The organism is Methylobacterium longum (assembly GCF_022179385.1).
GTDB classification, from domain to species: Bacteria; Pseudomonadota; Alphaproteobacteria; order Rhizobiales; family Beijerinckiaceae; genus Methylobacterium; species Methylobacterium longum.
This window is the reverse complement of sequence record NZ_BPQS01000005.1, coordinates 243,308-256,511: the sequence shown is the minus strand read 5'-3', so window position 1 is coordinate 256,511 and position 13,204 is coordinate 243,308. Positions and strand designations below refer to the sequence as shown.

General features: G+C 73.4%; 13 protein-coding genes and 1 pseudogene. 7 read left to right on the top strand and 7 right to left on the bottom strand.

The genetic code is table 11. From position 1 onward, the window contains the following. Positions 1-329: 329 nt before the first annotated feature. Positions 330-647 (top strand): GCG_CRPN prefix-to-repeats domain-containing protein, encoded by a 318-nt coding sequence (locus tag MFF58_RS07155; protein ID WP_238286285.1) that lies wholly within the window; start codon positions 330-332, stop codon positions 645-647. Between the two features lie 21 nt (positions 648-668). On the opposite strand, the gene MFF58_RS07150 is transcribed toward MFF58_RS07155, so the two are convergent. Next, complete coding sequence (locus tag MFF58_RS07150; protein WP_238286284.1) at positions 669-1,010, bottom strand: hypothetical protein; 342 nt, start codon at positions 1,008-1,010, stop codon at positions 669-671. Between the two features lie 67 nt (positions 1,011-1,077). Between MFF58_RS07150 and MFF58_RS07145 the strand changes: the two genes are divergently transcribed. After that, complete coding sequence (locus MFF58_RS07145) at positions 1,078-1,410, top strand: hypothetical protein (RefSeq protein WP_238286283.1); 333 nt, start codon at positions 1,078-1,080, stop codon at positions 1,408-1,410. A gap of 36 nt (positions 1,411-1,446) precedes the next feature. Here the strand turns inward: MFF58_RS07145 and MFF58_RS07140 are convergent, their stop codons facing one another. Both MFF58_RS07140 and MFF58_RS07135 read right to left on the bottom strand, forming a co-directional pair. Further along, positions 1,447-2,034 carry a TadE/TadG family type IV pilus assembly protein gene (locus MFF58_RS07140; protein WP_238286282.1) on the bottom strand — a complete coding sequence of 196 codons (588 nt, stop codon included), beginning with the start codon at positions 2,032-2,034 and terminating at the stop codon, positions 1,447-1,449. Next, complete coding sequence (locus MFF58_RS07135; RefSeq protein ID WP_238286281.1) at positions 2,028-2,618, bottom strand: TadE/TadG family type IV pilus assembly protein; 591 nt, start codon at positions 2,616-2,618, stop codon at positions 2,028-2,030. The genes MFF58_RS07140 and MFF58_RS07135 overlap by 7 nt, the downstream gene beginning before the upstream one ends. 689 nt (positions 2,619-3,307) lie before the next feature. Between MFF58_RS07135 and MFF58_RS07130 the strand changes: the two genes are divergently transcribed. Both MFF58_RS07130 and MFF58_RS07125 read left to right on the top strand, forming a co-directional pair. Next, positions 3,308-4,345 (top strand): response regulator, encoded by a 1,038-nt coding sequence (locus MFF58_RS07130; RefSeq protein ID WP_238286280.1) that lies wholly within the window; start codon positions 3,308-3,310, stop codon positions 4,343-4,345. A 62-nt stretch (positions 4,346-4,407) separates the two neighbouring features. Beyond that, positions 4,408-7,104 (top strand): ATP-binding protein, encoded by a 2,697-nt coding sequence (locus MFF58_RS07125; RefSeq protein ID WP_238286278.1) that lies wholly within the window; start codon positions 4,408-4,410, stop codon positions 7,102-7,104. A gap of 362 nt (positions 7,105-7,466) precedes the next feature. Here the strand turns inward: MFF58_RS07125 and MFF58_RS07120 are convergent, their stop codons facing one another. Further along, positions 7,467-9,005, bottom strand: coding sequence for a sensor domain-containing diguanylate cyclase (locus MFF58_RS07120; RefSeq protein ID WP_238286300.1), 1,539 nt, complete (start codon positions 9,003-9,005; stop codon positions 7,467-7,469). A 228-nt stretch (positions 9,006-9,233) separates the two neighbouring features. On the opposite strand from MFF58_RS07120, the gene MFF58_RS07115 reads away from it, so the two are divergent. After that, positions 9,234-9,461, top strand: coding sequence for a hypothetical protein (locus MFF58_RS07115; RefSeq protein WP_238286276.1), 228 nt, complete (start codon positions 9,234-9,236; stop codon positions 9,459-9,461). On the opposite strand, the gene MFF58_RS07110 is transcribed toward MFF58_RS07115, so the two are convergent. After that, entirely contained in the window at positions 9,458-9,721 is a 264-nt protein-coding gene (locus MFF58_RS07110; RefSeq protein ID WP_238286275.1) for a hypothetical protein, read from the bottom strand. The two genes, MFF58_RS07115 and MFF58_RS07110, sit on opposite strands and share 4 nt — an antisense overlap. Positions 9,722-10,122: 401 nt before the next feature. On the opposite strand from MFF58_RS07110, the gene MFF58_RS07105 reads away from it, so the two are divergent. Together MFF58_RS07105 and MFF58_RS07100 are read left to right on the top strand one after the other, a co-directional pair. Further along, a complete protein-coding gene (locus tag MFF58_RS07105; RefSeq protein WP_238286274.1) occupies positions 10,123-10,413 on the top strand; it encodes a hypothetical protein in 291 nt (96 codons plus the stop codon). A 686-nt stretch (positions 10,414-11,099) separates the two neighbouring features. Continuing rightward, on the top strand, positions 11,100-11,795 hold the full coding sequence (locus MFF58_RS07100) for a hypothetical protein (RefSeq protein ID WP_238286273.1): 696 nt from the start codon (positions 11,100-11,102) through the stop codon (positions 11,793-11,795). 217 nt (positions 11,796-12,012) lie between these two features. Here the strand turns inward: MFF58_RS07100 and MFF58_RS07095 are convergent, their stop codons facing one another. Both MFF58_RS07095 and MFF58_RS32230 read right to left on the bottom strand, forming a co-directional pair. Continuing rightward, positions 12,013-12,765, bottom strand: coding sequence for a class I SAM-dependent methyltransferase (locus MFF58_RS07095; RefSeq protein ID WP_243987483.1), 753 nt, complete (start codon positions 12,763-12,765; stop codon positions 12,013-12,015). A gap of 55 nt (positions 12,766-12,820) precedes the next feature. Beyond that, a pseudogene (locus MFF58_RS32230) lies at positions 12,821-12,976 on the bottom strand (methyltransferase); the annotation flags it as partial. Between the last annotated feature and the right edge of the window lie 228 nt (positions 12,977-13,204).

The following is a 13,204-nucleotide window of genomic DNA, read 5'->3' as shown; positions in this document are numbered from 1 at the left end:
CAGCCAGCAGACGGCGGCCGGCACGCGCCAGGTCGAGGCGGCCTCGGCCAACCTCACCGAACTCGCCCAGGCGCTCATGGCGCTCGCCGAACGATACAGGCACTGAGGGCGACGCGCGAAGATCCCGACCGGATCCGCGATTGATCGCCGGCACGGACGGCGCGCCGCCGCCCGCGACGCCCGCTGCCCGGCGGCGCCAGCCGGCAGGCCCGGGTCCGGGAACCCGGCGGCGCGATGAACGGCCCGTCCGGATCCGGTTCACGGGCGGCGGCGCATCCTCCTGTCATCCGGTCCGACGGGTTCGGACCGTGGCTCGAGGAGATCGTGTGATGAGGCGCTCCAGGTTGATCGGCATGGCCGCACTGCTCGCGGCAGGTCTCTCCGGCGCCACGGCGGCGAACGCCGCGCCGTTCGGCTACGGACCGCCCTCCGGCGCGATGCCGATCGAGCGCGTCGCCGGCGGGTGCGGGCCCGGGTTCCATCCGAACCCCTGGGGGCATTGCCGGCCCAACGACCGCGGCTGGGGCTACGGCGGCCCGCGCGGACCCTACGGCGGCCGGCCGAACTACGACGGATACGGCGGCGACGCGCGCGGCCCCGGCGGCTACGGCTACGACGGCCCCCGCCGGTTCCACGGCGGCTGGTGAAGCGCCGCGGGCGGCCCGGCGTCAGCCGGGCTGTCCGGGCAGCCCCGTCCAGGCATCCCGGACGAGGTCGAGGCGGAGCGCGGCGCGGGCGGGGTCCGCGTCCGCGACCTGCTGCAGGGCGGTCTCCAGGGCGTCGGCCCCGCCCAGCGCCGCCGCCGCCTCGCCCTGACGGCGCAGGGACGAGCGGTGCGCCCGCATGGCGGGCCCCGCCTTCGGCCCGGACTCGATCGCCTCCAGGATGGTGACGAGGGCCGCCACGATCGGGGCGACCTCGCGCCAGGACGGCACGGACGGTCGCTCGGGCGCGGCCGGCGGCTCCGGGTTCGGCGGCGCGGAGAAGCTGGTGGTCAGCGGGCGCTTCAAGACGGGCCTCCTCGGACGCGGCCGGATGGGTCAGGATCGGCCGGCACGTAAGCCTTAGGAGGTGCGCATGGCCGAAAGGCGGAAGGTCCGCGAATCCGGCGGGGAGGCGCTGTCGCGCCACATCCTGCCGAGTGCGGGGACGATGGTCGGTGTCTGCACCACCCTGATCGGCCTCGTGAAGATCGCCGAGGGGCAGGTCGGTCCCAGCCATGTCGACGAGGCCGCCGCCCTCACGGCCATCCTGTTCCTGGTGGGCGCGATCGCCTCCTACCTGTCGATCCGCCTGGAGGCCGGGAGCGACCGCATGGTCCGGCTGGAGCGCTGCGCCGACATCTGCTTCGTCCTCGGGCTGGTCAGCCTGACGCTGATCGCGGTCCTGTTCGCCTACGAGACGATCTGACGGCGCGGGGCGGATCGTCCCCGGCGCCGGGTCGGGTCACTTCGGGCAGGGGGCGCCCCCCGGCAGCACCACCTCGCTCTGACCGTTGTGGACCTGCCCGCTGCGCACCGGCCAGGTCTTCTTGTACCTGTAGGTGTATCGGACGAGGCCCGGGAACAGCGGGAAGACCGGCCGGTAGGGCATCGTGACCTCCGTCATCACGAACCGGTCTCCGCCCCGGTCGAGGCCTGCCGGCGGGGGGCCGAGCGTGGAGCCGGTGGCGCGGGCCTGCCCGTTGGATTCCGCGCTGGAGCAGACCTGGGTCGTGGCCGCGGAGCCGGTCTGGTACGTGCCTGCCGCCGTCAGGACGACGCTGGCGCGGGTCACGTCGTACGGGTTGGCGATCGCGCCCAAGGCGGCGAAGACCGGCGACAGGTCCGTGTAGGTCCCGCGGGAGACGAGATCGGCCATGGTGGCCGTGGCGTTGTCGAGCCTCTTGCCGATCATGTAGGCGCGGGGCAGCTCGATCGACCCCATGAACAGCAGGATCAGGAGCGGCGCGACCAGGCTGAACTCGACGGCGCTGACCCCGCTCCGGCTGCCCGCGAAGGCGATCAGGCCGGCGCGGGGTATCCCGTTCAACACGGCTTCGGCTCGTATTCCTCGGCCTGGAAGATCTCGGTCGCGATCAGCATCTGCGACTTGTCGGACATGATCCGGCCGGTGAAATCCAGCATCTGGAACAGGCGCACCACCGGTACGGCGGCCCGCACCGTGACCGTGTCGCCGCCCTGCGGGCAGTCGAAGCGCATGCCGAACCCGGCCGTCCAGGTCTTCTTGGTCCGGTCGAACGGTTCCGCGGGCTGCGAACTCGAGAACGATGCCGCCCGCGAGACGTCGAGGCGCAGGTCCGTGCAGGGGAACAGGACCGAGGGTCCGCTGCAGACGATCTTGCGGAAGCGCTGGCCCGGATCGCTGCCGTCGGCACCGTCCTGGAAGACCCCCGTCCGAAGCTGGCGGACGCCGCGGTCGAGGGCGATGTCCAGGGTCTGCTGCTCCAGGGCGACGAGGCCGGTTTCCGCCACCACGCCGAGCAGGGCCAGGAACGGGGCCGCCAGGAGCGCGAACTCCACCGCCGACGCGCCGCCCCGGTGGCGAGCCAGGCGCCGGGCGCGGCCGACGGGTCCGGCGCCCGCGCGGCGCGTCGGCGCGGCGTCCCCGGATCGCATCCGCTCAGCCGTAGGCGCGCGGGATCTCGAGGCCGGGACCGACGATGGGGGACCGGTAACGAATGACGCCAGACACCTCAGGATACCGGTCATCGCGCATGAACTCTGCACGTCGTGCGCCGCCCCATCGCCGCGTGGGCACGATCTCCGACGACGTTAGCGGTGTCCCCTTTCGAAAGTGTTCAGGCCGCCCAGTAGTGGAACGCGCTTCGACGACGGTCACGGGGCCGTCCAGGCTGTTTCGCGGGCCGGCCGCCTATCGCCGGCACGAGTGTTGCTGGATTAGAAACAACCTAGGATAGGAAACAGGGCGTTCTAGCCTCGGCGCGACTGTATTTACCATCTTCGACCTGTCCCGGGTCGGAAGAGTAGGACCTCGCGCAACACGGATGCCGAAATTGGCCCGGTGCGACGAATTCTTTAGGAGCCCGATGTCATCCTTCGGATCGGCGGCGCGTCAGCAGCGCGCGCCGGGCCGCCGTCCTGGAGGATGCGATCATCCGACACCCCTGGTGCACGCGCCGGAACGCCCCGCGCGCCCTGCCGGACCGGTCCGGCAGCGCGGCGGCGACGGTGCCCGGGCCTCCGGGTCGCGGTCCGCGCGGCGGCCGTCCTCGTCGGCCGGACGCCCCCAGGGCTCCCGACGCCCGACAACCTTCGCCGACGATGCGTCGCCTGGGAGTGACACGGTGCTCGCGCTGATCCTCGACGATTCCGAGATGAACAACCTGCTGATGATGCAGGCGCTCAAGCCCGTGGCCGAGTGCGAGCCCGTCGCCTTCACGAGCCCGGTGGCGGCGCTGGCCTTCCTGCAGGCGAACGTCGACCGGATCGGGATCGTCGTCACCGACTACGACATGCCCGGGATGACCGGCCTCGACGTCATCGCGGCGGCGCGGGCGGTGCCCGGCTTCGCGCACGTGCCGATCGTCATGGTGACGAGCCTCGACCAGCGCAGCCTGCGCCACCAGGCCCTGCGCGCGGGCGCCACCGACTTCCTCGGCAAGCCCTGCGATCCCGTCGAGATCCAGGCGCGCGTCACCAACCTGATGAAGATCAGCGCGGCCCACCGGCAGGAGCAGGACAGGACCGCGTGGCTCGCCCACGAGGTCGCGGCGGCGGTCGCGGTGATCGAGGCGCGGGAGCACGAGATCATCGCCCTGCTGATGCGCGCCGCCGAGCACCGCGACTCCGATACCGGCGACCACATCGCCCGGGTGGCCGGATATGTGGGCGTCATCGCGTGCAATCTCGGCTTCGCCACGCCGGAGGTCCGGAGCCTGAAACTGGCCTCCACGATGCACGATGTCGGGAAAATCGGCGTTCCCGACTCGATCCTGCTGAAGCGGGGGCCCCTCTCCGCGGACGAGCGCGCCGAGATGCAGAAGCACGCCGAGCGCGGCCGCCGGATCCTGGAGGGCAGCACCTCGGAGGTCGTGCGGCTCGCCGCCGAGATCGCCGCGAGCCACCACGAGCGCTGGGACGGCGCGGGCTATCCGCGGGGCCTGAGGGGCGAGGCGATCCCGCTCTCCGGGCGCATCGTGGCGGTGGCCGACGTGTTCGATGCCCTGGTGACGGAGCGACCCTACAAGACGGCCTGGCCCCTCGACCGCGCCCGCGGCTTCGTGGCGGATCAGGCCGGGCTGCATTTCGACCCGCGCTGCGTCGAGGCCTTCCTGGCCGGCTGGGACGAGGTGGAGCAGACCTGGATCAAGGCCGCCGCCTGATCCGACCATTCCGATCGCCCTCCCCTCCATCGAGCTCGCCCGGGCCCACACAGGAGCGAACCGTGCAACGCGCGTGGCTCAGGCCGAAACGCTCCCTGGCCGGCCGGCTGGCCCTGGCCGTCACCGGCGCCGTCACGGCCGCGCTGATCCTGGCGGCCGCCCTGTCGGTCTGGCGCGAGGTCGCCCGCTACGCCGCCGACAAGCAGATCGCACTCAAGGCCGTCGCCCAGGTCTTCGCCCACGGGGGCGGCCGGGCGACCGCCGAGAACGACGCCGATGCGGCGGATGCGTCCCTGCGGGCGATCGGCCAGGTCCCGTCCATCGTCTACGGAGCGATCGAGCGGTCCGACGGGTCCGTCCTCGCGGAGCAGGGACTCGGCCTGCGCCTGACCCAGGACGCGGCCCAGGACGGCGCGGACCTGTCCCTCCTGCGGATACTCGCCACCCGCACCCTGCGGGTGACCGCGCCGATCAGGGAGAACGGGCATACGGTCGGCCGCGTCGTCCTGATCGGCGAGACCGACGACATCCTCGACCACGTCTGGGCGGCGGGGCGGAACGCGGCGCTGGCGGCGCTGCTCGCCGTCGCCATCGGCATCGGCGTCTCGCTGTACCTCCAGCGCAGCGTCACGCGCCCGCTGACGGCGCTCGCCCGCACCATGGACGCGATCCGCCTGCGCCACGACTACGCGCAGCGCGCGCCCGTCTTGAGCGACGACGAGGTCGGCGCGCTGGCCCGCACCTTCAACGAGCTGCTCTCCGCCGTGAACGAGCGCGATCACCGCCTCGCCGCCCACAGCGCCCAGCTCGAGGCGGAGGTCCGCGCCCGGACGGCGGACCTGAACGAGGCCAAGCAGGCCGCCGAGTCCGCCAACGCCGCCAAGTCGACATTCATCGCCACGATGAGCCACGAGATCCGGACGCCGATGAACGGCGTCCTCGTGATGGCGGAACTGCTGGCGAGCTCCGACCTGCCGGCGCGCCAGCGCCGCTACGCCGAGGTGATCGCCCGCTCCGGCAAGTCGCTGATGGCGATCATCAACGACATCCTCGACCTGGCCAAGGTCGAGGCTGGCAAGCTCGACCTCGAGCACGTGCCCGTGAGCCCCGCCGAGATCGCCGACACGGCGGTGACGCTGTTCGCCGAGCGGGCCCGGGCGGCCGGTCTCGACCTCGCGGCCGAGATCGCGCCGGACGTGCCGCGGGCGATCCTCGGCGATCCGGTCCGCCTCGGGCAGGTGGTGAGCAACTTCGTGTCGAACGCGCTGAAGTTCACCGAGGCCGGGCACGTCTCCGTGCGGATGGCGATCGACGCCGGGGACGGGTGCCTGGTCATCGCCGTCACCGATACCGGGATCGGCATCCCGCAGGACAAGCTGGCCACGATCTTCTCGGCCTTCTCGCAGGCCGACCAGTCCACGACCCGGCGCTTCGGCGGGACCGGTCTCGGCCTGTCGATCGCCCAGCGGATCGTCGCCGCGATGGGCGGCACCGTCGCGGTGGCGAGCCGCGTGGGCGTCGGCTCGACCTTCTCGGCGCGGATCCCGGTCGCGGTCGCCGAGCCCGCCCGCCCGGTCATGCGCCGCCCCGCGGTGCCGGCCCGGGTCGTCCTGCGTGCCGCGGGCCCGGCCACCCGGGACGCCCTCGCGGCCGGCCTGCGCGGGGCCGGGTTCGAGCCGGTGGATTCCGCCGGCCGGGCGCCCGCCCACTGGATCCTCGACGTCGCCGCCCTGATGGCGGCCGGCCGCAGGCCGGAGGGTGCGGACCGCGTCCTCGTCGTCGGCGGCCAGGGTGACACCGCCGCCGACGCGGCGCTCCGGGCGGGACTCGCCGACGAAGTCCTGCGCTGGCCGGTCACCCAGGGCGAGTGGCAGCCGGTGCTCACGGCTCTGGCCGAGGGCGGCGCCTTCGCGGTGCCGGCCGCGCTGCCGGCCGCGCGGGCGGTCCCGGCCGAGCCGCTCCCGCGCTTCCCGGGGACGCGCGTCCTCGTCGCCGACGACAGCGCGGTCAATCGCGAGGTCGCCCTGGAGGCCCTGGCGCGCTGCGGCGTCACCGACGTGGTGGCGGTGGCGGACGGGGCCGCCGCCGTGGAAGCCGCCGCGGCGCGGCGTTTCGACCTGATCCTGATGGACGGCAGCATGCCGGTGCTCGACGGCTTCGCCGCGGCCCGGACCATCCGGCAGCGCGAGGCGGGCTCCGGCCGCCGCACCCCGATCATCGCCCTGACCGCCCACGTCCTCGCCGACGCCGCCGAGGCCGCGTCGGCCTCCGGCATGGACGGCACGCTGGGCAAGCCCTTCACGCTGACGCAGCTCGTCGGGCTCCTGCGGGCCCACGCCCCGGCCCGGCCGGACCTGGCGCCGGGCGCCCCCGCGCCCGTGCCCGTGCCCGCCGACGGGCCCCGCGGCGATCTCCTCGACGGCGAGGTCCTGGACGGTCTCCTCGGCCTCGGGGACAGCGCCTTCCTGGACCGCATCGTCGACCTGTACCGTCAGCAGGCCCCAACGGCGCTGGCGGTCCTGAGGGCGGTCCTCGGTTCGTCGGACCAGCCGGGCATCGCCCAGGCCGCCCACAGCCTCAAATCCATGAGCGCGAACATCGGTGCCCGCGCCCTGGTCGAGCGGCTGCGCGCCATCGAGCTGGCCGCACGGGACGCAAGGTGTGCGGAGCCGCAATCCGCCTGCGATGGCCTGGAGGCGCTGCTCGCCGCGACGATCCGCGAACTCGACGGGCGGACGCGGATCCACAGGGCGGCCTAGCGCGCGGCCGGGGCGGCCGGGACCTCGCGCGCCGGGACCTCGCGCGCCGGGTCCGGCCCAAGGGTCTCGGGGTCACGCGCGGGTCCCGCACCCGCGGGCCGGCGGATCCGGACATCCCGGCCCGACGCCGCGACGGCGCGGTCCGTTTTCTCTCTCCGCAGCGGCGGCGCGTTGCGCCACCCGGAAGACAACCCGAGAGACCGCCCGGGAGACCACGCCTTCGACGATGGGTGGCCATCGCGCCCCGCGCGGACGCGGGCGCGGGTCGCCTTCTCCCCGCGCGACGTCGGACCATCGCTCCGGCGGCGGGCGGCGGGCGGCGGGCGGCGGGCGGCGTCCGCCGGCGGTCCTGCCCGATCCGATCAGGAGGCGCCCACCAGTTGCAGGGTGCCGCGCGGGGATGCGGCCGCCGGCACGGTGGCGCTGCGGGTCTGATTGCGGCCGCCGCTCTTGGCCTCGTAGAGCGCGGCATCGGCCAGACGGTACAGGTCCGGCGCGGCGCCGCGTCCGCCGCCCGGCCTGAGGCTGGCGAGCCCGATGCTCACGGTCACGGCTCCCGTCCCGATTCCCGCCGACGGAACCGCCAGAGTCGACACCTCGGCGTGGACCTTGTCGGCAACGCGCTGGGCGCCGGCCTCGTCGGTATCCGGCAGGAGCAGGGCGAACTCCTCGCCGCCGATGCGGCTGACGAGATCCTCGGGACGGTGGACGCTCGCCGCCAGGCTGCGGGCCAGGCCCTGCAGCACCGCGTCGCCCACCGGATGCCCGTAGCGGTCGTTGTAGCGCTTGAAATGGTCCGCATCGACGATCAGCAGCGACAGCGGCTGGGCGCCGTGGCGGGCCGTCTCCAGGGCCCGGGCGAACCTGTCCTCGAAGCAGCGGCGGTTCGCCAAACCGGTCAGGGCATCCGTGCGCGACAGCGCGGCCAGTTCGGCCCGCATCGCCTCCCGGCGGCGCAACTCGCGCCCGAACAGGAGCGAGAGCGCGATCGTGAGACCGCAGAGCACCAGCAGGATGCTGCCGATGACGATCGCCCGCGCCCGCCATTCCGCCTCCACCGCCGTCGTGGCGAGGGCGACGTTCAGGATCAGCGGAGAGGTCCCGATCCGCGTGAAGGTGTAGTAGCGCTCGACCCCATCGCGCACGGAGGTGCCGACGAAGCTGCCGCGCCCCTCCCGCAGGAACCGCCTGAAGGTCGGGGCCTGCGCGATGTTGGCCCCGATATCCGCCTCCTCGGCGGGGTAGCGCATCAGGCGGGTGCCGTCGTTCAGGTAGAGGTTGATCGCGCCGCCGTGGCCGAGGTCGATCTCGCCGAACAGGTGGGCGAAGTACGACAGTTTCACGGTGCCCAGGACCACGCCGCCGAAGCTGCCGTCCGGCTTGTCGATCCGGCGGCTGAACGGAAGCATCGGCTCGCCCGTCAGGCGCGAGAGGATCGGGGCTCCGACGTAGAGGCCCAGCCCGGTGCGCGCCTTGTGCACCTGGAAGTAGGCGCGGTCGGCGTAGTTGCCGCTGCGCGGCGGAACGGCGTCGAGGTCGGCGAGGACGGCACCGTGCTCGTTCATCACGAGCATCACGCCCATGTCGCGGGCGGTCGCCGCGCGATCGAACAGGATGAGCTGGCGCAAGGGGGCTTCGGCCTCGGCGAGGCCCGGCGCCCTCAGGTTGTCGACCGTCCCCCGGATCGAGAGATCGTACATCTCGATGTTGCGGGCGATGTCGCGCTCCAGAACCTGCAGGAGGTTCCTGGAGGTCTGCTCGGCCTTGTCCCAGGCATCCCGACGCAGGTCGAGCAGCATCAGCCCGGAGACCGCCAGCATGCCGATCGGAGCCAGGACGCCGAGCGCGATCCCGGTGCGGGCCGATCGGAGTCCTGACCCGAAGCGCCGCCACGAGACCATCGTCACATCCACGCGAAGCTGTCCGTCCGAGACGCCAGCTTTGCAGGCGCGGCCTTAACCGGCGCTTTCGACGCGGCCCGGCCGCGGCGCTCCCGCGCAGGGCCCGGCCTCCGCGCGGCGGGCGCAGGACCAAGTATCCATTATCGGCATGTGGATACCCAATTCTGTACTGATACTCAAAACGCTCGTGTGAGACTATGTTGCTCAGACCGAGAGCGGGAGTCCGCCATGTCGAACCGTGATTCCTTCGCCCACGAGATCGCGGCGCTGCTGATCGCCGACATCAAGACCTCGGGCGCGCGGACCCGGGCCGAGCTCGAGGCCGCCTGCCGCGCCTCGCTCAAGAGCCTGCTGGGCGAGGCCGCAGTGCCGGACCAGATCGCCGTCCTGATGCCCAGCGGTTTCGAGCGCTGGCCCCGGGTGGTGGTGCGGGGGCGACGCCTGCCGGACGTCTAGCGGCCCACCACGCCGGTGCCGCCGGTCGGCCCGATCGTGTTCGGGCCGGTGTTCGGCGCGGGCGTCGCGGCCTGGTTTCGCTGGATGTCCATCCGCAGCGTGTCGCTCCGGGTCGTCTGCTCCTGTCGCAGGGCGCGGAGCTGACCGCTCGATTCCATCGATCGGTTCGCGGCGTTGGGATCGGTCTGCTGCACCTGCGCAAGCACGGGGGACGCCACGGCCGTGGACAGGCAGAGGCTGGCGAGGATGAGGCGGCGCATGGCGGTTCTCGCGCGGGGTGAAGGAGTCTTCCCGTCAGACACCCGGAGGACCTGCCAAGTTCCTTCAGCGGTCGAGTTCCGTCAGCGATGGAGTTCCGTCGGCCGTCCGTCTTCCCGGCGCGGTCCGGGCCGCGCATCGGCAAGCCGCCGGAGGCAATCGGCAAGCCGCCGGAGGCAATCGGCAAGCCGCCGGAGGCAATCGGCAAGCCGCCGGAGGCAATCGGCAAGCCGCCGGAGGCAATCGGCCGCCGCAGGCAAGCCGGGCCCGCTCCTGTCGGGCGCCGCGGTGGGGATCGGATGCGCAGGGTTGTGGTTAGCCGGTCCCTGCGGTCCCGTCCCGTGCTTTACGTCTTGTTAACGCCTTCGCGCGAAGCTTGCCGCGGCCAGCCGGAGAGTCGCCCATGCGTGCATTGACGGAGGAGGACGAGCAAGCTGTCGAGCGCTTGACGCTCCGGCTTCTGCACGACGCCTATTGCGACCTCGCGGCCGTGCTGCGCGGTGCGCAGCCCCAGGCGGCCGCGGCGATCCTCGACGTGATGGAACAGCGGGTGACCGACGTTCTCACCCGGATCTGCCGGCAGCGCCTGGAGGGAGAGGCCTCCGAGGCGATCGCACTCGCGGTGGGCGAGCGGATCAGCGCGATCATGGATCAGGCGAACGGTCGGAGCGGGCACCCGGCGCTGGCCGCGTGAACGGGCGGAGCCTTCGGGCCGGGGAGGCCACGTCGCCGTAGCGTCCTCGGCCGTGGCGTGATCCCCCTCGTGGGCCGGACTCCGAACCTGAGATCGCGGCGCCTGTTCGAGGGCTTCCGCCCGCCGCTCCACCGCTTCGCGGCGCCCCGCTGGCGCGCGTCCTTCCGGCATCTCGCCCAGGCCCGGCCGGCGCCGGGATTGGCCCGCGGCCTCGACACGGCCACCGCGGCGACTATCCTGCTCCAGGGGGCGCTCTGCAGGACGCCGAGGGACCATGAGAGCCGTGCTGGTCGGGTGGTTCGCGGCCGCGCTCGCGGGCCCGGGAAGCCTCGATGCCGTCGCGCAGCCCGGTCGAGGCCACAGGGTGCCGCCGCGGGGACGGGCCGAGGCGCCATCCGTGGCGGTCCCGCGGTCGCCGGCCCCGACGCTGCGGTCCCGGGACGGCGGGATCATCTACTGGAACACGCCCAACAAGGACGGCAATCTCGGGGGCCCCGGGGCGGGAGGAAGCAGCGGCGGAGGCTGAACCGAGCCCTCCATCGCCCGAAGCGGGAGCGGCTGAGGACGGCTCAGGTCGCGACGGCGTCCGCCCCCGCGAGGTTCGCGCGCGCAGCCCCTGCCCTTTTACTGTATGCAAATACTGAACCCGATCAGATATAGGCGATTGTGTTGTCATGGAGGAAACCATGACAACGCTGAGAATGCTGCTTGCCGCTTCAATGCTGTCTTCGCTCCCGGTGACCGCCGCGCTGGCCCAGCCGGAGCAGGCCGCGCCGGCCGGAGGAGCGCTCGCGACCGAGAGGGTACCCAACACCACCGCCGTCGGGCAGACGAAGCCGCCGAGCCGCGAGGCGAGCCCGGCCTCGGTCAAGCCGATCGAGCGCTTGACGCCGCGTCAGGTCTCGGACGACGCGATCGCGTCCCGGGTCTGCGTGGGGTGTGGGACCGAGCCCGCGACGGCCGATCCCCTGTCGCTGCGGATTCGGCCCACCGGCACGGCGGAGGGACGCGCCGCCCGGCCCGACGCGCCGGAGGCGCTGGCTGCACCGCGGCAGCAATCCGACCTCGACACCGTCGCCCTGGCATCCGCCCATCGCGAGCGGGCGGAGTCGGTGGAGGAGAAGACCAACGGCCTCTGGCAATCCTGGCTGGTCTCGGTCTGCGACGGCTGCGGCGACCAGAAGCCGGCCCGGGCCCTGAAGGTGGAGGATTGGCCGGTCCGCACCCTGCCGCTGACCACAGGGTCGGTCGGCCACAAGGCCGCGCCTGAGACGAAGCCCGTTGCCGAGGCCAAGCGGCCCGAGAGCCGCCCGCACGGCACCCTCGAGGCGAATCTCTCGCCCGAGAACGTGGATTCGATCCGGCGCATGCCGCAGCGGTGATGGACCCCCGGTCGCGCACCCCCGAACGGGTTCCGCGACCGTGATCGCCGGCCTTGGGGCAAGCGCCTGCGGCAAGCGCCTGCGGCCGCGGATCGGGCGGCGGGCCGGCGGCCTCCGCGAGGCCCTCCGGCGCGGACGCCTCAGGATGGGGCGTGCGTGACCGGACAGGCCCGGCCGGAGGCGCTGTCGCGCCGAGGCCTCGCCGCCATACGTCCGATCAGGCGCGCCGACCGGAGCCGCCGTCCAGGAGGCCGCGCAACGCACCGGCCTGCGGGTCCAAGGTCCGCACGAGCGCAGTGTGGCCGCGCAACTCCGTCAGGGCGGTCGGGGAGGCCGCGACCGCCGCCGCCGGAAGGATGTCGAGCGCGAAGGCCGAAGGACCCGGCATCCCCAGGTCGCACCACCCGCGATAGGCCCGTGCGAGCCGCCTCGCCGCGGCCGGGGTGCCGTATCCGGTCAGGCGCCCGGCGCCCACGATGGCGGCCGAGCCCCCGTCCCGGTCCACGAGACCGAAATCGCTGACCCATCGTGGCGGTGCCGGGCTGGCGGCGGGCTCGAAGACCGCGAAGCTCGGCTCCGTCAGGGCCAGGTAGCGTCGGAACGCCTGCGCGGCGGCCGCGGGCTGGGCCGGGGCGAGGCCGCCGAACCAGAGCGGGCAGGACAGGCTCGGCGCGATCCCCGTACCATCCCGGAGCGGCAGGGCCTCGCGGCTGAGGCGCGCGATCTCCGCGCTCTGGCCCGCGCCGACCAGGGGCACGAAGAAACCGGGAACGCTCCAGAGCGCGCTGAAGCCGGGGCCCGCGCGGCGCAGCAGCGTCACCTCGCAGCCCTCGTCCCGGGGCAGGCGCAGGGGGACGAGGAGACGGCCGCCGGCGGCCACGCAATCGAACAGCGCGGCCGGGATGTCCCAGGTGGCGGCCGTGACGATCACCCGGTCGAACGGACCGCCCGGGATCGGCGCGCGCGGCATCCCCCGTGAGCACCGCGGCGTCGGCGCATCCGAGGCCGGCTAGGTCGGCCCGGGCCTGGTCCGCGAGGTCCGGGATGATCTCGACGCCGGTCGTCCGGCCCCCCGGTCCGGCGAGGTGGGCCATGACGGCGAGCAGCCAGCCGGAGCCGCAGCCGATCTCCAGGACGCGCTGGCCCGGCTCGACGCCGAGGCGCGCCACGAGCCAAAGCATGTAGGCCGCCTCGGAGTTGGTCGAGGGCAGCGGCGCGCCGGCGCCGTCGACAGGGGTCAGCGGTTGGCCGCGATAGACCAGGGGCAGCAGGCCGACCGGGTCGGCATCGAAATCCTGCAGCGGTCCGTCCGCTCCGGCACGGAAGCGATGCACGAAGCGGTGGCGCGGCGTCGCCCGCACCGCCGCGCGCAGCCGCTCCGGCAGTCCCTCCGCGTAGCCGTAGCGGCG